Origin of the sequence: Wenzhouxiangella marina (assembly GCF_001187785.1) — a bacterium.
In the GTDB taxonomy this organism is placed as follows: Bacteria; Pseudomonadota; Gammaproteobacteria; order Xanthomonadales; family Wenzhouxiangellaceae; genus Wenzhouxiangella; species Wenzhouxiangella marina.
Window position 1 is genome coordinate 3190531 of the sequence record NZ_CP012154.1, and the last position, 21466, is coordinate 3211996.

The 21466-nt window shown below is 63.9% G+C and carries 10 protein-coding genes; 3 read left to right on the plus strand and 7 right to left on the minus strand.

Features of this window, described 5'->3' with window-relative positions; translation table 11 throughout:
- Positions 1 to 2: 2 nt before the first annotated feature.
- Positions 3 to 4079 carry an Ig-like domain-containing protein gene (locus WM2015_RS13490; RefSeq protein WP_169751186.1) on the minus strand — a complete coding sequence of 1359 codons (4077 nt, stop codon included), beginning with the start codon at positions 4077 to 4079 and terminating at the stop codon, positions 3 to 5.
- 193 nt (positions 4080 to 4272) lie between these two features.
- On the opposite strand from WM2015_RS13490, the gene WM2015_RS13495 reads away from it, so the two are divergent.
- The 3 genes from WM2015_RS13495 (at position 4273) to WM2015_RS13505 (ending at position 7708) form a co-directional block, all read left to right on the plus strand.
- Positions 4273 to 5586 carry an esterase/lipase family protein gene (locus WM2015_RS13495; RefSeq protein WP_049726538.1) on the plus strand — a complete coding sequence of 438 codons (1314 nt, stop codon included), beginning with the start codon at positions 4273 to 4275 and terminating at the stop codon, positions 5584 to 5586.
- A 140-nt stretch (positions 5587 to 5726) separates the two neighbouring features.
- Complete coding sequence (locus tag WM2015_RS13500; RefSeq protein ID WP_049726539.1) at positions 5727 to 6119, plus strand: hypothetical protein; 393 nt, start codon at positions 5727 to 5729, stop codon at positions 6117 to 6119.
- Positions 6120 to 6496: 377 nt separating this feature from the next.
- Positions 6497 to 7708, plus strand: a complete 1212-nt coding sequence (locus tag WM2015_RS13505) for a cupin domain-containing protein (RefSeq protein WP_049726540.1) — start codon at positions 6497 to 6499, stop codon at positions 7706 to 7708.
- A gap of 24 nt (positions 7709 to 7732) precedes the next feature.
- On the opposite strand, the gene WM2015_RS13510 is transcribed toward WM2015_RS13505, so the two are convergent.
- The 6 genes from WM2015_RS13510 to WM2015_RS13535 all read right to left on the minus strand — a co-directional run bounded on the left by WM2015_RS13510 (position 7733) and on the right by WM2015_RS13535 (position 21404).
- Positions 7733 to 9748, minus strand: coding sequence for a protein-L-isoaspartate(D-aspartate) O-methyltransferase (locus tag WM2015_RS13510; protein WP_049726541.1), 2016 nt, complete (start codon positions 9746 to 9748; stop codon positions 7733 to 7735).
- Positions 9749 to 9752: 4 nt separating this feature from the next.
- Positions 9753 to 10865 carry a hypothetical protein gene (locus WM2015_RS13515; RefSeq protein WP_049726542.1) on the minus strand — a complete coding sequence of 371 codons (1113 nt, stop codon included), beginning with the start codon at positions 10863 to 10865 and terminating at the stop codon, positions 9753 to 9755.
- 122 nt (positions 10866 to 10987) lie between these two features.
- The gene (locus tag WM2015_RS13520) at positions 10988 to 11428 is read right to left on the minus strand and encodes a DUF1499 domain-containing protein (RefSeq protein WP_049726543.1); all 441 of its coding nucleotides are present in this window, start codon (positions 11426 to 11428) and stop codon (positions 10988 to 10990) included.
- Between the two features lie 9 nt (positions 11429 to 11437).
- Positions 11438 to 12097: a CAP domain-containing protein gene (locus WM2015_RS13525; protein WP_156201200.1), complete on the minus strand. Its 660-nt coding sequence runs from the start codon at positions 12095 to 12097 to the stop codon at positions 11438 to 11440.
- Positions 12098 to 12294: 197 nt separating this feature from the next.
- The gene (gene fusA, locus WM2015_RS13530; RefSeq protein ID WP_049726545.1) at positions 12295 to 14385 is read right to left on the minus strand and encodes an elongation factor G; all 2091 of its coding nucleotides are present in this window, start codon (positions 14383 to 14385) and stop codon (positions 12295 to 12297) included.
- 407 nt (positions 14386 to 14792) lie between these two features.
- Complete coding sequence (locus WM2015_RS13535; RefSeq protein WP_156201202.1) at positions 14793 to 21404, minus strand: peptidase associated/transthyretin-like domain-containing protein; 6612 nt, start codon at positions 21402 to 21404, stop codon at positions 14793 to 14795.
- Between the last annotated feature and the right edge of the window lie 62 nt (positions 21405 to 21466).

Consider the following 21466-nt stretch of genomic DNA (forward strand, 5'->3'; position numbering starts at 1 on the left):
GATCAATCGAAGCGATCCCAGAAGATGGCATCGAAGGCCGGTGCTGCCGGACTGGAGCCATCGAGCTGCTCGAGGAAGTCGATCAAGGCTTCCATCTCGGCAACGGGTAGCGCGCCCACACGTCGATGCGGCTCGGCTCGGTTCGTGTAGGCCGGCGTGGTGATGGTCACCTCATCGATGGCGACATAGCCCCCGTTGAGGTCCCGGAGAATGACCGTATTCAGCCCCGGTGCAAAGGGCACGTCCTCGACGCGCGCCGTTCTCCAGACGTGGAACAGCCACTGCGGATCATTGCCCGTGGCCGGCAGGGTCAGGGTCCGAGTCTGACCATTGACCTCGACCTGGAAATCATGGCTGGCCCCGTAGCTGGCGCTGTAGCGCACCTCGACGGCACCCGTGCCGCCGGCACCTCCATCGATCTGGGCGAAGGTCGCGGTCGCGCCGGGGACGTCGAACTGCGCCGCATAGCGCTGCTTGATGCTGAAATCCGCCAGCGGCCAGACCCAGTCAGCGAACACCGTCGCCCCGCCGGCCAGCGCCGCGTCCTCGCCCTGGATCACCGGTCCGCCCGCCACGCTGAAGACCTCAGCCAGCGAGGCCGCGGAGCCGTCGTGGAAGTAGGGTGCCGTCGCCCAGACGCCCAGCAGGGTCGGTGTGTCGATGCCCTCCAATGGCTCGCCCAGGCGAAAGCCCGAGCTCGTTCGCAAGGTCCCGACGTCGTGCAGACGCGCCGGGCCGAGCCGAGAATCGCTGTACTGGGCCCCGCCGTGGCACTGCTGACAGCCCTCACGGATGAAGATCTGCCGCCCTTGCGCCGCCGACGCCGTTTCGGACCCGTCCGGATTGCGGTATGGACTGCGTGGCAGATGGGTCGAACCGAGCGAGCTGACGTAGTCCGCCAGGGCATCCAGATCGGCGCTCAGTCCGGCCTTGGGGGCTCCCAGCGGATCGGCCGTGGCGGCGAAATCCTCCGGACTCAGAAAGCCCTGCCCACCGAAGGGTCCGCGGATATCGAGCTCGAAGTCCTGGATCTCGTCGAAGTTGGCGCTCCAGTGCACATTGCCCTGCCCCATTCCGGCGCGACCACGCAGGCTGGTGGTGTTTCTCATGCCCTCGCCACGACCGTGAAAGTCCCAGGTCCTGCCGTCATGGCCACCGTCGAAGTGGCAGGTCGCACAGCTCAGATAGCCTTCCGAGCTCATGCGCGGATCCGAGGCGTTGTAGAAGATGCGCTTGCCGTTCAGCACCGTTGCCGGCATCGCCTCACTGGCCACCGTGCTGACCGTGGACACGCCGACGTTCAGACTGCCGCTGTCGAACAGGGCGGCGGTTTCGAGCACGCTCAGGGAGCGGCCGAGGAAGTTCTTGACGAAGCTGCGACCGGTCACCGGATCGCTGCACGCACCCTGCGGCGCTGGACCCGTGGCCAGCCGGCCGACCAGGCCGCCCAGCCCCGCCGCATCGCCCGCTCCCAGCGCATCGAAGACGGTGACCTCGTTGTTGCCCTGCAAGGGCACCAGCAGGTAGTCACCGAGTGGCGACAGGGCCACGGCGGCCGGCGAGTCGGAGTTGTCGATGTCGATATGGCGATGCAGGCTGCCATCGGCCAGATCGATGCCGAACAGGATGGCGCGCACCGTGTTGTCCGAGTCCAGATCGTCTTCGAAGCTCAGACCGCGTTCCGTGTTGGCCTTGTTGGCCGACACCCAGAGCACGGCGCCGTCGCGGTCCAGGGCCATCCCGCTCAGATAGTTCGGCACGCCGCGACCGGCCCCGGTGCCGTCGACGTTCTCCGGCCCGCCGATCCGGCGGACGCGCAAGGTGCGCGCCAGACTCATCGCGGCACTGGTGTCGACCTCCCAGACCTCGGCATGGTGCAGCTCCGACAGGAACCGGGCCACATAGACCTGGGAGCCGTCGGCGCTGATGGCCAGGGCACCGGCTGAGGGCCCCAGCGCCAGAGCGCCGGTGGGCAGGCGGGTGCTGGCGTCGAAGCGAAGCAACTCACCCGAACCCGACAGACTGACATAGACCTGCGCGGCATCCGGGCTGACCGCCAGGGCGATCGGGGCCGAGCCATAGTCCAGCGCCATGGCGTCGACCAATCCGCCCGTGGCCGCATCGCGAACTTCGAGGATGTCGTCGTCATGGCAGGCAACCCATAGCTGAGCGCCCGCCCTGGCCACGCTACGAGGATCGGCGCAGACCGGCACTTCGTAGACCGTCGCCAGGCTGTCGGCATCGACCGCGGTGAGGCTGTTGTTGTCCGGGTTGACCGTGTAGACCCGCCGGGTGCCACCGTCACAGACGAGGGGCGCCGACGACCGTCCCAGACCGGCCGCCTCGTTCACGACCGTGACCCTGCGACTGGCGGAGGACAGCATGCCGCCCGGGTCACGAACCTGGACCGCGATGCTGTAGTGCCCGCTGCTGGCCCAGGATGCCTGCACCGAGGCGCTGCCCGACCACGGCGTCTTGGGAGAGCCATCGCCGAAATCGAAGCGATACTCCAGGGGCCCGCCTTCGGCATCGCTGGCCGTGGCCGACAGGCTGATGGTCTGACCCGGCTGGATGGGGTGTGCCGACGGGCCGAAGGACGTGACCGTGGGGGCCGTGTTGCCGCCCACGCTGCCGCCGGTCGAGAAGCTGAAGGCATAGTCCTGAATCCCGTTGCCGGCGGCGTCCTTGATGCCACCGCCGGGCAGGATCACCTCGTAGGTCGTGTTCTCCATCCACGGCTGATCCGGAGTGAAGGTCAGGATGTCATCGAAGGCAAAGGTCAGGGTGCCGCTCACCGGCGCACCGTCGAGCGGCCGGACGATGAAGGTGTCGCCATTGATCAGGGTCGGCGTCTCGATCTCTTCATGGATCAGCAGGGACACGGGCAGACGATTTGTCGGCCAGCCGGTCTGGCCGCTGCGGGGAATGTGGAAGCCGACCTCCGGCCCCCGCGTGTCGGGCGCATCCTGGTGGGCCCAGATCGCCATACCATGGTCCGGTGCGGCACCGCCGGTCACCAGCAGGTTGCCGATCGGCAGAGCGAACTGGCTGGTGCTGATCCGGTCGCCGGAGCCGTAGGCGTTCGACCAGGCCGTATCGGGATCGAAGAACACCACCGGCTCGAAGCTTCGCATGTCGATCTTCCAGGACCCGATGAAGGCGAATTCGTCCTGGAACTGGGCATACATCGCTTCATCGCCAGGTAGTGGCACATCGGCCAGGAAGCGCAGATCGGCCGGGTCGGTCACGTCCACCACCCGCATGCCATTGCCGCCGGCGCGATAGGGGAAGACCACGTAGAGCTGACCGCCGCCGCCCCAGAGCTCGGGCCAGTAACCACCGGGCGCGCTCTCGGTCAGCACGTCGAGCAGCACCGGATTGCCCGGATCGCTGATGTCGTAGGTGGCCACGCCGGTCTGGGATTGGTCGGAGGCGTAGATCAGCAGGTTGCCGATCAGGAAGGGGTGGCCGATGACGCCGGTCTGGCCCAGATGATCCCATTCGGCCACCTGATTGGCCGGCCCCAGCCCGTCCAGATACAGGGCCGCGTTCCCCTCCACCGCCGAATAACTCCAGAAGGTGCCCATCGGAGCCCAGGGCGCGAACAGGCAGCCGCGAACGCCGGCACACAGAAAATCCGGATTGGAACTGCGAAGCAAGCCACCGGGCACCGCCTCGAAGGCCCAGGGCTCGAGACCCGGATCCCAGTCTCGGTTGTCGCCGATGCTGAGCCAGTTGCCGTTCTTGAAATAGCCGTGGGCATTGATCGGCATCGGTGTGGCGCCGTGCTGAGCGAGCTCGAGCGGATTGACCAGCCGTTCGGGCGTACTGATGTCCCAGGTCCGAACCTGCAGATCGGAGCCCGGGTTGCTGGACGGGGCCTCGGGAATCGTGACCAGCACGCCATTGTGGTAGGCAATGATCGCGGTTCGGCCCTGAGTGGGCGCGATCAGACCACTGGAAATCAGCGCACCGGCCGTCTGCGGCACGTTCGGGAAACCGCTCGGCACCCCGGGATCACTGTGTTGCGCGACCGCGAAATTCGCGGTCAGAAGCAGCCCCCAAGCGAAACTTCTCATCATCTCGAGTCCTCAGAACGCGGCGATTTGCGCCTCGATGGTGGCCCTTGCCCGGTCTACTGTCTCGGAAATACGAAGGAATGTCCACTAAACGACAATCGTTGACCCCGGCCACGGCTTAGCCTTGATTTGCATATAGCCGCTGGACAGTATTATGCTCCAATGGGGTTGGCAAGCATGGCGAGGGCCTTCGATGAAACAGGTGTTCCTGATCCACGGCTGGTCGGTGACCAGCACCGAAACCTACCGCGAGCTGCACTCGAAGCTCGCCGAACACGGCTGGCAGCTCGAGCATGTCCACCTCGGCCGCTACGTCAGCCTGGACAATGCGATCGAGATTCGCGACCTGGCGATGGGCCTGCAGCGGGCCCTGGTCGACGCACTCGGGCCACCGCCCTGGAACGACCGCATCCACTTCATCACGCACAGCACCGGCGCCCTGATCCTGCGGCACTGGGTCGTCCATCACTACCGTGATGCGCTTGCATCGACGAAAGCCGTTGGCAACATCGTCTTCCTGGCCGGACCCCATGGCGGTTCCAGGCTGGCCCACCATGGCCGCTCGATGATCGCGGCGGTCCGCTTTCTCGGCGATACGGGCCATCGGCTCCTGAACGCGCTGGAACTGGGCAGCGAGTTCACCTGGCAGTCCAACACGGAATGGATGAATCCGGAACACTGGGCGGGCAAGGGCATCCGAGCCTTCTGCCTGACCGGCGATCGCGTGGAGCTCGACAGCCTGGCGCAACGGATCTTTTCGGCCGGCCGGGAAGCGGGTTCCGACATGGTCGTTCGGGTACCGGCGGCGAATCTGAACATGCGTCGCTACCGGGTCCTCGCGGCCGAGGGAACGATCGAACAGGTCGGCGGGATCTCGGGCGCCCCCTTCGCCGCCCTGACGCGATACACCCACTCCGGACCCGAACACGGGATCATGAATTCGATTTCCAGCGCGGCCGATCCCCAACGTCCGGAATGGCAGAATCTGCAGCTCATCCTGGACTGCCTCGGCGTCGACAGCCACGAGGACCTGGATCGAGCCCGCCGCAAGCTGGAAGCCGCCAATGCCCACCCGAAGCGCAAGGGTCCCTACGCCCAGCTCGTCTTCCGCTTCGTCGACCAGCACGACCAGCCCATCAAGGACTTCCGGATGGTGCTGGGACGGGGCAAGGACGAGTCCGCCGGTGCGGTCGAGCACGTCCACAAGAACCAGCTCTGCGGGAATCGCCTCGTGGCCTTCATCAACGTCGACAAGCTCGATCGCCGCTACGGCTACTTCATGGAGTTCCACGCCGAGACCGACTCGCCGCTGACCTCCTATCAACCGGAGACCTTCCGCCTCGATCTTCCCAGGCAGTACTTCGAGGAGATCGTTCGTCCCGACGAGGTCACGGAAATCGAGGTGGTGCTGCCGAAAGCGCCCAGGCCCGAGCTGTTCCGATTCAGCGATGCCGAGTCGCAGCCCGGGCACCTGCGCTGGGGTCGTGACGGATCTCTGAAGGACTGAGCTTCGACGCCCACCAGCGTCGGCCCGCAAGCCAAGGACGCCCGAGGCCTGGCCAGAACCACGACTTGTGGTATCCCGTCCGCTTCGCTTATAGTCGATCGGGAGTCAAGGCCATTCCCACGAAGCGGGGGAGATGAAAGATGAGCAAGAAGATGGATCGTCGGTCCTTCCTGAGCCGACTCGGCGCCACCGCCGGCATCGGCGCACTGAGCGTCATCACGGGCACGTCGATCGTTCGCGCTCAAGCCACGGACAGTGACACGGGCCGCAACGCCGATCCGGTCGGCGGCGGACGAGGCAACGCCTGCACCGACAGCGACACGGGCTCCAATGCCGACCAGGTCGGACGGGGGCGCTGCTCCTCCTACGCCGGCGGCGGCACGGATAGCGACACGGGGAACAATGCCGATCCGGTCGGCGGCGGACGCGGCACGACGGATCGAGCGGGCCGAGGCCGCAACTGCAGCGACAGTGACGGCGGCAGCAAGTCGGACCCGGGCGGCAGCGGCAGAAGCTGCACCGACAGCGACTAGGGAACCGCTGAACAATCATGCTCGGGCGCGACAGGTCTTTGCGGGAGTCTCCGGCTTGGCTTGGGTGAGCGCGGTTTGGTCATTCCAAATAAGCGAGACCAAACAAGGCGGAGGCCCCGCAAAGGCCTGTCCCTATCGGGTTTCGCCGGAAAAGCCGCATCTCGCGCGTCGCGCCACTCGGCCGTAGCGACGGCTACTGTCACTCGCGTCGCACCGCACAATCTGCGGCTTTTCCGACTGAAACGCGCTCCAAGCATGATTGTTCAGCGGTTCCCCGACGTCGAGTCCATCGATCCTCACACGGCCGCGCGGCTGCCTGCACCGCGCGGCCGTTTTTTATTGAATAGCAGCAACGCGATCACTGGATACGGCAACCGATGCACAAGTTCGACCCGACCCCGTCACTCCACCCGCATTCCCGCCGGGCGCTGGAACGACTGCTCGACCCGATCGAGCCGACCGTCTTCTTCAATGACATCTACGAAGAACGCTTCCACCTGATCCAGCGCGACGACCCGGATCGCTATCGTGACCTGCTGTCGGTGGACGTGATCGACGCCTACCTCGCCAACCACGTGCTCTATGACGGGCAGATCGACGTCACGCGCGCCGAACCGCCCATCTCGCCCTCCGATTTCATCCTGGACAACAATGAAATCGACCGCAGCGCCGTGCTGCGCCTGTACCAGGACAAGGCGACGATCATCTCGCCGCACCTGCACGGCCATCACAAACCCCTGGGCGACTTCGTCCGCGCTCTCGAGCCGGTCTTCAGCGCTTCGGTGCAGACCAACATCTACCTGACCCCGCCCGGCGCCAAGGGCTTCAAGACCCACTACGACAGCCATGATGTGTTCGTCATGCAGGTCTCGGGCGCGAAGAGCTGGCGCATCTACAACGAACCGGTCGGCAAACCGTACCGCGGCGAGCGCTTTCAGCCCGGCGTCCACGACGTCGGCGAGCCCGAGGCCGAGTTCGTACTGTACCCCGGCGACTGCGTCTACATTCCGCGCGGCCTGATGCACGATGCGGATGCCCATGAAAACGAGGCCTCGCTGCATATCACCCTGGGCCTGGTCACCCGGACCTGGGCCGACCTGGTGCTGGAATCGATCTCCAAGGCCGCGCTGGAGACACCCGCTCTGCGGCGGGCGCTGCCGCCCGGTTATGCCAATCCGGGCTTCGATCGCCGCAAGGCGCGCGAGCAGTTCAGGGCTTACGTGACCGAGCTCGCTGCAAAGACCGAACTCGACGAACCCCTCGACCTCATCGCCGAAGACTATCTGCGCTCACGCGCACCGGATCTGTCCGGCGTCGTTCGCCATGCCTCCAGCGCGCACGCGGACGAGCCGCATTATCGGGCACAGGACAATGCCCTCTTCCGAATCGTGGAAGCCGAGCCGGGCGGTGATTTCGAAGTCGTGACCCGCGGGGGCTCCAGCGAGTTCCTGGGCGCCAAGCGCAGCGCCTTCGATCATGCGATGAGCGGCAAACGATTTTCTGCCGCTGACCTGGAAGGGCTCTCGAAGGACGAGGCGCTCGATATGATCCGCCGGCTGCTGTCGCGCGGCCTGATCTGTCCAGATTGATCGCGGGACCGCGCAAAAGACCGCTCATCCCGCCTCGGGCGCCGCCTTCAGCGGGTGGTCCGGCGGCAGCGCGGCCCGATCCGTCTCGTCCAGCGGAGTGACCGCACGGGTCTCGTCGAACCAGATGTACTCATCGAACTGCCGGGTCAGCACGGTGCGGAAATAGTGGCTGATCCGCTCGGTCTCGGGCCGATAGATCACGCCGATGGCACGCTGCAGGCGCGGCGTTCTCAGGCCATCGTGGAGCAGCTCCGACTCGGCGTGCCGGATCGGAAGGATCAGATTGCTCGGTCCGGCCTGGTGGAACAGATGCTCATAGCTCTCGGCCAGGGACGGGCGAACGCGCTTGACCTCCATCGGCCCATCCCAGTTCGTTGCGGCGGCGACCGTGCCATGATCGGTGCCGAAGCCGATCCGATAGGAGGCATCGCCCCAGGCCTCGCGCGCCAGCTGGCCGATATTGATCTCACCGCGCATGCCCATTTCGGTGGCGGCCGCATCGCCGATGTGCGAGTTGTGCGCCCAGACCACCGCCTTCGAAGCCGGGCCACGATGCTCCAGCACGCTCTCAAGAGTCTCGAACATGTGCCGATCGCGCAGGTTCCACGACTCGCGCGATCCGTAGTACATGACCCGGTAGTAGCGCTCGGCCGCGCGCACGACCCGGGCGTTCCGCTCGCTGTCGAACATCGCCTCGCCATCGTCGCAGCGATAGGCCAGTCGCTGGGCCAGCAGCTCGGTCAGGGTCTGGACCACTTCGTCTTCGCAGTCCTCGCGTTCGCCGGCCACCGCGGCGCGGCCATAGACCGCCGGATCACGCTCCCAGGGCGAGAAGCAGGCATAGCGTTCCCGGGCCCGGGCAGCGGCCCCCGGGTCGACCCGATCGAGGTAGTTCAGGACGCCGTGGATCGAGTGGTAGAGGCTGTAGAGGTCCAGGCCGTGGATACTGACCGCCGGCTGCGGATCGGTCAGCGCTCGATTGTGCTCGGCCAGCCAGTCAACGAAGTCCAGGGTCTCGCGGTTCCGCCACATCCAGACCGGGAAGCGCGAGAAGGGTGGCTCGGGCATCGCCGGACCGGTCCATCCCCGAACGTAGCGATCCAGCATCGAGCTGTCGGGCCAGTCGGCCTCCAGGGCCACGATGTTGAAGCCGCGCTCTTCGATCAGGGCCCGGGTGATCCTGGCCCGCATCCGGTAGAACTCGGAACTGCCGTGCGACGCCTCGCCGATCAGCACGACCCGGGCCTCGCCGATCCGTTCGAGCAGGCCGGACAGGTCGGCCTGCTCGATCGCATCGAAGGGCTCGGACGCCTCGCCGATCCGATGGGCCAGATGGCGGCGTCGGATCGAGAAGGACGGGTGCGGCGGCCGCTCCGGCGGCGGCGCCCCGCCTGCCCGCCAGCCTTCGCTGCCGACCAGGGGAACGAACTGCACCTGACCGAGGGAATCCTGCTCGAACTCATGCTCAGCCACCCGTCGAACGCGCAACAACTCCTGGCTATGCGTTCGATCGCCCACGGGGATCACCATTCGCCCACCGATCGCCAGCTGAGCCAGCAGGCTGGGCGGCACGTCCGGCCCACCGGCCGACACCAGGATGGCATCGAAGGGCGCATGGGCCGGCCAGCCACGCGTGCCGTCGCCATGCATGATTTCCAGGTTGTCATAGCCCAGTCGCTCGACCCGTCCTCGGGCCAGCCGGGCCAGCTCCTCGTGATATTCGATCGCATACACCGCGGCCGCGATCCGGCTCAGTACCGAGGCGGCGTAGCCGGACCCGGCACCGACTTCGAGCACGCGATCATCCGGCTTCAGCTCCAGAGCCTGGGCCATCAAGGCCACGATGTAGGGCTGGGAAATCGTCTGCGCCGCTTCGATCGGCAGCGGCCCATCGCGGTAGCTGAATTCCTGGTAGGCCTCGGGCACGAAGACCTCGCGGGGCACGGTCCGCATGGCATCGAGCACCCGTGGATCGTGGATACCTCGCTTCTCGAGCTGCTGCTCGACCATGGTCTGTCGCTCGCGGTCGAATCGTGACATGGCGCTACTCCTCCGCTACCAGGCTGGCCGCCAGCATGACGGCGTTGATATCGAGATGCTCGGTCCAGGACGGAACCGATCGATTGGCGGCCTCGCACCAGAAGGCGCTCAGGTCGGGAAGCGCTTCAGCCCGGTCCAGCAGCAAGCGCGCCGCGCGACCGGCCCGAGCGTTACGGTCCGGATCGGCCGCGATCGACTCGATGGCATGCAGACCGATCACCAGACCCAGTTCCCGGAAAGGCAGACGATGTGCAGCCGGCGCGTCGAAGGATCGAGAAGCGATCCAGACCTGCAGACCCCGGGCGGCAGCGTGCAGCAAGGCCTCGACCTCCTGGACCGCCGGCCCTTCACCTGGCCGCCGATCGAACCAACGTCGACGCGCTGCGCTCATCAGGCCGCCAAGTCCGAGTGGATCGGCCGTGGGCCAGGCACTGGGGGCGTCGAGGCTTCGATAGGTCGCCGCCGCCTTCGACAAACGCGCGCGCTCATCGTCCGAGGCCAAGGGTGACGCCGCCAGCTCATCCGCCGTGACCCAGCCATCCAGCGGATCATGCTGCCCCATCGAGGGCACCAGGACCCGATCGAGATCGACCGAACGCTTCCACACCATGGCCCGCGGTCGACCGCCCGCGTCTCGCTGAACGAAAGCGAGCGCCGTCTGGCACAGCTCGACCGCCCAGCGATGCGCTTCGGCCTCCTTGCTCACCAGCGCGTAGCGCTCCAGCGCATGCATCCAGCGGGTCAGGTAATGGAAGTACTGTCCGTCGCGCTCCCATTCGAGTTGCTCGTCGAAGGGCTGCCCGGGCGCCCGCTCCGGCAACGGCTTGCCGATGCGGAGACCCGCGCGCGTCGGATAGGCCGCCAGGGTCGACTCATCCAGGCCGCCGAGCGGGCGGCGACTGTCGGCATGCCGGCCAAGCAGATCGTGCACCTGTTCGACCAAGGCTCGGGCGAGATGGATGAAGCCGCGCTCAGGACGCCGGAGGTCGAGCGCGAGAAAGGTACAGACCGCATACGCATCGGTCCAGAGGTACCGACGCGGAGGCTGATCGCCGACGAGTCCGCTGCGCTCGGCAAAGGACTCCATCAGCTCGATGGCGGTCGCTTCGCGGTCCATGATCGATAGGCTCCCGGGACCGGAATCTCTTGAAGCCGGCCCACTGTCCCAGAATCCTACGTCATCGAGCCCCGTGCGGGAAAGCCCACGGCAAAATGCCTGGGGCCGACGGACAAGTCAGATCATTCGCCGGCCGACAGCTGCTCGCGCAAGGCGGCAACGCGCTTGCGGTTGGCGCCCAGATCCGAATACCCGACTCGCGACGCCGACCGCAGGTGGATTCCATCAGTGGCCCGCCGGAACTCCACGTCATCGACGAACCTGAAAAGACTCGACGTGAACTCGGCCGCGATGTAGTCGCTTTCCTCGCGCATCACCCGACCACCCAGTTCGCCAATGATCGAAGGAATCCGCGCCCAGGCCTCGGCCGGGAACGGCTCGACCCGCTGGCCCTCCGGGGTGCCGTCCTCGCTGGAAACGCAGTTCGGTGCCGAAGGGCAAGCCGCCAAGCGCCCACCCTGCAGGCCGGGCGCGGCGCCGTCGCCGGAGCTCTTGCCGAGGTAGTAGAGGCCGCCCGCAACGAGCAACAGCAGGACAAGGAGAATGATCAGGATGCTCTTCATGTTCGACCCTCAGGGCAGCAGCTGTTCGAATCGATCATCGAAGATCATCGGCTCCATCGCGCAGACGTCGAGCGGGGCGGATGGATCGGCGGCGGTGCTGAACCAGACATAGGCATAGCGGTCGTCGCCCGCTGGCGCCAGGCCCACGCCCATGGCCTGCCAGCTGTAGTTCTCCCACACCCCCTCGTTCAGCAACACGGCATTATGGCCCGGTGAATTCTGCCAGGCCGTGAGGATATTCGACAGCACTCCCTGTCCAACATAGGCGATCTCGAAACCGGTGGCCGTATAGCTGCCTGCGGAGATTTCGTTCGGCTTTTCCCACATCAGGGATGCGTTCGAATGATCGGGAAGATAACAACCCCCGACCCAGAGCTCTGGCCGGGTCGTGGACCAACTGTGCAGATTGCAGCCTCCGCCGAAGATGGTCCCGCCATTGAGACGAGCATCCTCTCCATGCCATTGAGCCACCGTCGTCAGCACGGTGGACACAGGAATCGCAGGCAGGGCGTTGTCGGCCCGATACTGATTGATCAGGGCGGCGAGCTCGAACTCCTGCGGATCGATGCAGGTGCCGGGCTCAGGACCGCTTCCTGCCGTCACGAGCTGGCACGCAGCCAGGCCAACCAGCAAAGAGAACGTCTGGGTTCCGCGCCGTAGCAGCTTCATGAGAACACCTCCAAGGTTCACTCCGATGGTAACAAACACCCGCCGATCGCTGAACCCTCATTGACTGGGGCGCCGTAATGACCACGAGCCCGTTGGCGACCGCGGTTGAGATCGATCCGAACGGACTCACACTCACCAAAAAAAACCCCGGCCGCGTTCGCGACCGGGGTTTCGTTTTCTTGCCTTGAAGCTCGCGCTTAGCCGGCTTTCGCTGCCTTGCGCTCCTTCTCCGCTTCGATCACCTTCTCGGCGATCTGCTGCGGGCACGGCAGGTAGTGGGAGAACTCCATGGAGAACTGACCACGACCCGAGGTGATGGTGCGCAGGTGACCGATGTAGCCGAACATTTCGGACAGCGGCGCTTCGGCCTTGATGCGGACACCGGTCGGGCCGGGCTCCTGGTCCTTGATCATCGCGCGACGACGGTTGAGGTCACCGATGACGTCACCGATGTTGTCTTCCGGCGTGAACACGTCGACCTTCATGATCGGCTCGATCAGCTGCGGACCGGCCTTGCCCATGGACTGGCGGAAGGCGCCCTTCGCGGCCAGTTCGAAGGCGATGGCCGAGGAGTCGACGGCGTGGAAGGCACCGTCGAACAGCTCGATCTCGACGTCCAGCACCGGGAAGCCCGCCAGCGGACCCTGATCCATCATGAGCTTGAAGCCCTTCTCGATGGCCGGGAAGAACTCCTTCGGCACGTTGCCGCCGACGACCGTCGACTCGAACTTGAAGCCGCTACCCGGCTCGCCCGGACGGATGCGGTAGTCGATCTTGCCGAACTGACCGGAACCACCGGACTGCTTCTTGTGGGTGTAGCTGTCTTCCACCGGCTTGGTGATCGTTTCGCGGTAGGCCACCTGCGGCTCACCCACGATCAGCTCGACGCCGTAGGTGCGCTTCAGGATGTCGACCTTGATGTCCAGGTGCAGCTCGCCCATGCCCTTGAGGATGGTCTCGCCGGAGTCCGGGTCGGTCTCGACGCGGAAGGACGGATCCTCGGCGATCATCTTGCCGATGGCCACGCCCATCTTCTCGCTGCCGGCCTTGTCCTTCGGCGCCACGGCGATCGAGATCACCGGCTCCGGGAAGACCATGGCTTCCAGGGTGCAGGGGTGCTTCGGATCGCACAGGGTGTGGCCCGTCTGCACGTTCTTCAGACCCACGCAGGCGAAGATGTCACCGGCCTGAGCGCTTTCGATCTCGTTACGCTCGTTGGCGTGCATTTCCACCATTCGACCCACGCGCTCGGTCTTGCCGGTCGCGGAGTTCAGGATCGTGTCGCCCTTGCTGATCTTGCCCGAGTAGACGCGCACGAAGGTCAGGGCACCGAAACGGTCATCCATGATCTTGAACGCCAGCGCGCGGAACGGCTCGTCGACGGAGACCTTCGCTACTTCACCGGTCGGGTTGCCTTCTTCGTCGGTCAGGTCCTGCGGATCGACTTCGGTCGGGCTCGGCAGGTAGTCGACGACGGCGTCGAGGATCAGCTGCACGCCCTTGTTCTTGAACGCCGAACCGCAGTAGGTCGGGAAGAACTTCAGGGTGCGGGTGCCTTCGCGGATGCAGCGCTTGATGTCTTCCATGGACGGCTCCTCGCCTTCCATGTAGGCCATCATCACGTCATCGTCCATTTCGACCGCGGTCTCGATCAGCTCCTGGCGATACTTCTCGACGTCGTCGACCATGTCGGCCGGGACATCGGTGATTTCGTAGTTCTCGGGCTGACCGGAGTCATCCCAGATCCAGGCCTTGCGGGTCAGCAGATCGACCACGCCCTTGAACTCGCTTTCCGTGCCGATCGGCAGCACCATGACCAGCGGGTTCGCGCCCAGCACGTTCTTGACCTGCTCGACGACGCGGTAGAAGTTGGCGCCGATGCGGTCAAGCTTGTTGACGAAGATGATGCGCGAGACTTCGGAATCGTTGGCATAGCGCCAGTTGGTTTCGGACTGGGGCTCGACACCGCCGGAACCACAGAACACGCCCACGCCGCCATCGAGCACCTTCAGGGAGCGATACACCTCGACGGTGAAGTCGACGTGTCCCGGGGTGTCGATGATGTTCAGGCGGTGACCCTTCCAGAAACAGGTCGTGGCGGCGGACTGAATCGTGATACCGCGCTCCTGTTCCTGCTCCATGAAATCGGTGGTTGCAGCACCGTCATGCACCTCACCGGTCCGGTGGATCTTCCCGGTCAGTTTCAGGATGCGCTCCGTCGAGGTGGTCTTGCCCGCGTCAACGTGCGCGAAGATGCCGATATTTCGGTAGAGAGAGAGGTCACTCATGATTCAAATTGTCCAAAGGATAGATTCGTGGGTTAAGCTTCGGTGCGCTGCAAAGCTGTCTCGGACCGCCTTGCCGATAAGGATTCAGCGGGTCGATCACCCCCGCCGGGATCGGATAACGCGCAGCACGGCGCCCACCGTCAGGTGGCACCGTCGGCAGTACAACTTTTTGGAGCGTGCTTTATACACGAAACCGGGCCATAAGCCAAAGGTTTTCTGCGGTTTTTGCCCCATTTCCGCCAATCTGGCGACTGTGCGGAGGCCAAATCGCGAAATCCGGGCTGTTCTGGCCAGGGACAGGGCAGCGCTCGCAATCCCGGCCCTTGACGGCGGCGCTGGCCAGCACAGTCTCTCGAATCAGTCGCGAAGGCAGGACGACCGGCCCTCTCGAGCGACCGGATCGTCAATCACAGGCCAGCCGCGGTCACCGTCAACGACACTTGAGTGGGCTCGTAGCCAGGCGCCGAGGCCGTGATCGTGGTCGTGCCCGGTGAGAGACCGTGAACATAGAAGCCTCTCGGCCCGGTTGAGAAGACATTCGGGATGACGATGCCCGAGCTTCCGATGTCGGACTGAGACCGGGACAGCAAGGCAACCGAAGGATTCGCGACCGTCAAGGTCAGGTCGACCACGCCCGGAGGATCCGCCGCCAAACGAACCAGGAAGTAGCCTTGTTCGGTGTCGCCGATGGAAATATCTGACAACTCGATCCGAGGGATCTGCACGGTCGCGTCGATCGTCTCGTTCAGCCCATTTGGACTCGTGAAGCCCGCAGGCTGTAGCAGGCTAATCACCGTGCTTCCGGCCATGCCTGGAATGAAGGCTGTCCCCGCGCCGTTCTCCTGCCCGGAATCGAACACCAGCGGGCTGACGCTCAACTGTCCGACCAAGGGGTCTTCAGTCGAAATCTCCACCTCGGCCGACACACCCGGCCGAAGCGCTCGGCCACGACCCCAGCCCCCATCGGCACGGCGCTCTGCCAGATGCACTCGCAGATTCGAAGGGGCCGAGATCGTGGAGGTCGTGATCGAGGACGGCCAGTCGATATAGAAACCAGACTCGGTGACCGTCAGATTGCCCACTGCGGTGACGTAACCATCGGCAGCGGCAGTAATGGTTGTCGACCCCGCCTCGACCCCCTGCACGTAGTAGCGGTTCGAAGACCATCCGCCGACATCCTCGACGATCAACGTCCCGCTGCCGACGGTAAAGAAGCCATCTGAAAGCAAGGCAATGGTCGGATCTGCAACGGAAAGCTGGAGATCAGTCACTTCGGGAGGGGGCTCTTCAAGGGAGAAACCGAAATAGTCCTGAAGATGCCTGCCGACGACAATTTCGGGCAGCTGGATCACCGGATCCCGAACCGCTGCGGAGAGGGTCTGCTGACCGCCAACCGGCAAGCTGAAACCAACGGGTTGGCTCATGCTGATCGTGGTTGCACCGACTCCAGCCGGAACGAAATAGGTTAACTGGCTGGACGCAGCTCCACCTTGGAACACGACGGGACTCTGGTCGACACTCCCGACCGTCGAGTCCAGACTGACCACCGGGACTTCCACTGTCATCCCTGACCGCAATGGCTGGCTAGATGCTGGCGAGCCATCTTCGTCCAGCCGTGCAGAAGTCACGATGATGGTCGATGGGCTGGAAAACGTGGTCGTGGAAATGCTTGCTGGGGAAGCAATGTAGAAACCGGAATCAGACACGGATATAGCTGCCTGGACCGTTTCATATCCCGGCGCCGAAATCATCAGTACGGTCTCTCCTTCCGTGAAGCCATGGACCCAGAAGGAACGGGTCCATGTATCGCTGACATCGTCGATGACAAGCGATGGCGAAGCGAAGGAGGCACGATCACGGCTCAGCATCGCGATCCCGAAGTCCTGTACCGAGAGCGTGACATCCACCGCTTCAGGCGGCTCGATGCTCAGCTTGAAACCGTACTCGCTCTGCAGGTTTCGGCCCACCTCGATCGTAGAGTTGAAGGTGATCTCTGGTGCTCGCACCTCAGCCTCGATTGATGTATTGCGGTTCGATGGGGCGGTAAAGCCATGCGGTTGATCGAGCCTGATGACTGTGGCCCCAAGACCAGCTGGCGCGAAATGCGTCGAGGCGCCATCCATTCCGCCTTCGAATTGCACGGGACTCGTGGTAATGAAACCAACAGCCGAGTCATCGGTCCTCACGGGCACACCCAAAGTCAAGCCGGCACGCAGCTCCTGATCCTCTGCAAAACGGCCGTCCTCAGACAAGCGTGCGGAAGCAATAACGAGTGAATTGGGGTTCGACACGGTGGTTGTAGAAATCGCGAAAGGCCAGTCGATATAGAAACCGGACTCTGTCACCGTGACGATCGCCTCGGCCTCGAAGTAACCTGCTGCGAGAACACGAATAGTGGTGGAGCCCTCCCCATGACCTTGCACATGAAAATTCCGCCAGTTTGTCGATGAGACAGAAGGCAGCGTAATGGCGCCGGAACCCGCCGAATTCGCATCGGGAGCGAGTCGGGCGATTGAGGGGTCGTCCACCACCAGTGAAATGTCGACCGGCGTCGATGGCTGCAGCCCCAGCCTCACTCGATGGCGCTCTTGAAGGCTCTCTCCAACCGCCAGGTTGGCTATTTCGATCGGTGCCGCCTGCACGAGGACATCAATGGACTGCCGACGATTGTTGGGGGCAAGGAACCCACCCGGCTGTGCCATTGTGACCGTGGTTGCGCCAATCGAACTCGGCACGAAGTCCAGCGTCCGACTGCTCCCCGCCCCGCCCTGAAACGTCACCAGATTGGTCGTCAGGTACCCAACGGAGGCATCTGCAATCGCCACCGGCACCTGCGCAGTCAGTCCGGCACGAAGTTCCTGAACTTGTGTCACGGCGCCATGGGGAGCAACCATCCCCGCTCTGATCCGAATCTGCGTCGGCTCCGAGAAGTGCGTGGTCTCGATCGAAGATGGCCGCTCGATGTAGAAGCCGGAGCCAACCACGGTCAAGGTCGCTTGGACCGGCTCGTGGCCGTCGGCGGACGCCGTGATCGTGGTCGTTCCCTGGCTCAGGCCCTGCACGACAAAAGATCGGGAACCGAAACCTTGAACGTCACTGAGCACCACCGTCGCGGCGCCCGACTGATCCCCCTCAGCGGCGACCCGTGCGATCGCTGGATTGGCAACTGCAATCAGCACGTCGATCGGCTGATCCGGCGCATACGTCGGACGCAGCTGGTGGTACGCCTGCAGGTTCTTGCCTACGGTAAGGTCGGCCAGCTCAAGCTGCGGCGCTTGCACCTCGATGTCATCCGTCTGCCAGAAGGGTGCTTCCGAGAAGCCCGAAACCTCGCCGATACCGAGCGTCGTTGTCCCAACCCTCATTGGGTCGAACCCCGTGGCCTGGATACCACCATCGCCGGACTCGAACACGACGGGATTCACCGTGATCTGCCCGACGGCCGAGTCCGAATTACTGATGGGCACCGAAACCACTTGCTCGGGATTCAGCTCTAGAAGACGAACGATCTGCCCATCGATCTCGACGGTGTTGACACCAACGGGAAACGTTGCTGAGAGTGGCGAAATCGAACTCGGTCTGTTGGTGGTGAAAATGAACCCCGATGGATTGACTGTCAACAACGCCTGGACATCTTCAAATCCTGATGCCCTTGCCGTCAGGGTCGTAGTTCCCTCGGAAACTCCTTGAATAGAGAACGTTTGGTAATCATCCGACCCAACGTCGCCGAGGGTAAGTGACGCTGCCCCAGGAGCTAGCGGATCATCTGACAGAAGAGCAACCGAAGGATCCGAAACGCTCAATTCGATATCGATCGGCTCGATCGGCAGTTGCTCCAGACTGACGCGGTGCGTGTCCTGAAGCCGGTAGCCCGTAGATGCGTCCCCCAGCACCACTGCCGGCGTTCCCACACGCGCTTCGATGGACTGAGGCTTGTCAATGGGCGCAGTGAAACCGTCTGGCTGTTCGATATTGATGGCCGTGACCCCCAGGTTCAGCGGGTTGAAGCCGGTGCGCTCCGTACTTTCAAACGATGCCGGAAAGGTGATCGGACTGGCCGTGATCTCACCGACGAGGGGGTTGTCCACGGTGACTGGCACCTCAACCTCCAGACCTGAACGAACCCGCTGCGAACCGAACACAGTTCCATCCTCGTTCAAGCTGGCAGAGGTGATAGCCAACTGCCGAATCCCGGCGCCCAACGTGGCACTGATCGCTTCCGGCCCCGAGATGAAGAACCCCGAATCGGTAACCGTCAGGTTAGCTCGAACCTCTGCATAGCTAGGGCCCGAAGCAATGATCTCCGTGACGCCTTGCTGGAGACCCTGAACGTAGAACTTTCGTAGATCCGAATTCCCTGCACTGTTCAACTCGATCACCGCAGACCCCGGCGTCTCAATGTTCTTCGACAAGAGCGCAAGCGAGGGGTCCGCCACATGGACAGTGATGTCTTCAACCCTCGTAGGAATCGCGCCCAGGCGCAGGAAATGCGCGGTTTGAAGGTCCTTGCCCACACGCCAGTCGTCCAAGCTCATCTGCGGAGCGTTGACGGTGACATCGATAGAGGTCGTGGACCCTGGATCTTCCAGAAACCCGGAAGGCTGAAGCAAGTGCAGCTCCGAGACACCCACCTGCTCGGGCTGAAACCAGACATACTCCGCAGCGCTGCTAACCCCGCCTTCGAACACCACCACAGCCTCATCGAGCTCGCCCACCGCAGGATTGGTGGTGGTCACGGGCACCTCGACCGTCAATCCAGGACGAACCCCCTGAAAAATGCAGTTCGAGAATTCGGGCGCCGCGCAACGCGATCCAACAACGACCCCCGTCGGCGGGGACACGGTTGTCGTGTAAATTGAAAAAGGCGACCGAATGTAGAAGCCCGACTCAAGGACCGTAATGGTGGACTGGACGGATGGGAAGCCCGGCGTCGAAGAGGTCAGGGTCGTCGTCCCCGTGCTCAACCCCTGGATAAACACGGTCGTACCACTCTGAGATGGATCCGGATTGAGCGTAAGCGCTGCAACGCCGGGTCGGCTGCCACTATCGGAAATCAGTGCGATTGTCGGATCGGACACACTGAGAGTGACCGGGCGCTGAAACAAGAAAGTCGAAGCGACCAATCTCTGTCCGAGCTGAAGCCCCTGCCCCACTTTGACATCGCCCACGTGATGCGGGTAGTAGACCCGCGCCTCACCGGAAACCGGCCGGTCCGTCGGCGCCTGAAAGCCGGCTGGTTGATCCAGATTGATCATGGTCGCACCCACACCCGTCGCAGTGAACTGCGTTTGCCCCAGACTCCGCCCACCTTCGATGAGCACTGGATCGGGAGTGACGGAACCGACGGTGGAGTCGTCACTGCTCACGGGGACCGCCAGGTCCAGTCCGGCACGAATCGATTGGTCCTCCGCCCAGGACCCATCTTGATTCAATCGCGCAGGTTCCAGGTAGAGCCGTCTCGGGTCTGAAATCACCGTGGTGACGATCGATTCCAGGGATGAGCCGAAATCCAGATACAGGCCCGCCGGGGTCACGGTAATGATCGCCTGCGCATCAGCGAATCCCTCTGCGGATGCGGTCAGCAAGGTGGTGCCCAGACTCAGGCCCTGAATCACATAGGATCGATCTGAGGACGTCGTACTCGGCTCCATACTGATCGACGAGGCACCCACCGACTCCCTGTCGCGGGTCAGTACAGCAACGGAAGGGTCATCGACTGTCAGGAATACTTCGACCGGCGCCGGAGGTGAGCGAGTCAATCGAACGCGGTGGTAATCCTGCAGCCCCCTTCCGACAAGCTTGTCTTCCAGCGAAATCGACGGCAAGGCACCCACGGTGAAGGTGAGGCTGGTCGAGCCGATTCCGTCACCTTGAGCAGTCAACTCGGCCGTTCCAGGATTGATCGCGCTGACCTGAAACGTCGCAGTCACCTGCCCAGCCGGGATTGATACAAATTGGGGAACAGTCAGGACACTGCCATCGGAACTGGACAAGGCGATCTCGAGACCACCGGCTGGTGCACCCGTGGACAGCGTCAGCACCCGCGTCTGAGCCCAGCCTGTTGGCAGCTCCAGTGATTCGTCGCCGAGATCAACCTGGATCGCAGCCACCTCGACGTCCCGCTGTCGAGTCGCGAACCCGGCGACTCGCGCAGAAATGACCGTGTCGCCCAGAGCATGGCCTCTGACCCGCGGCTGAATCGTTGGCAGCCGGCTCCCCGCTGGAATCTCGACCACAGGGTCGACCGATGCCACGCCGGGATCGGCACTCTCGAATTGCACCGTCAAGCCGCCGGCGGGTGCCGGCGCTCTCAGGCTGATCGGAAGGCTCCGCTCCTGGCCCGGCACGAGATTCGTGACCTGGCCGATGCTCAGGATGTCACCGATACCCGTGATCGAGAGGGTCCCATCGGTATAGCCAGGCGCTGATGCGCGGACGTCGACCGAGCCCTCACCCACCCCGGTCAGGGTCACCGTGGCCTGCGAGCCGCCTGCGGGAATCGTGAGTTGCGACGGGGCAAGCTCGATCACGGACGCATCGACGCTGCTCAGGCTCACCACCGTACCGCCCTGGGGCGCGGGTCGATCCAGCTCGATGGACGCCTCGATCGAATGACCGACTTCGACTCGCGAACCGGAGAGGAAGGTCAGGCCCCGCGGTGTCACTGCATACTCCAGGGTCGCCGGCTGATGATCTGCCGCCGTGGCCTCCAGCGTCACGCTGCCGAAGTCGGCCTGGGTCGAGATCGGCAGGGTCAGCTCGGTCTCGCCCTCGTCCATGCGAACGGACGCCGGAAGCGCAAGAATGGCCGGATCGCTACTGACCAGGAAAACGTCCTGACCACCCGGCAGAGCGCCCTTCTCCAAACCGATCGTCAGCTCACCCGACTCGAAGGTGGACAGTTCCGTCGCCGACAGGGTCACGCGCGGAAGCACCAGGCAGGACTCGGCCTCGAATCGATCGCAGAAGATCGGACGGGCAAGGGCCAGGGAGATCAGGCCCAAGGCGCCAATGAACAACAAGACTCGGATTGATTTGGCCCACGCATGCATGCCAACGGCTCCCCGTGAATGGTGACTGG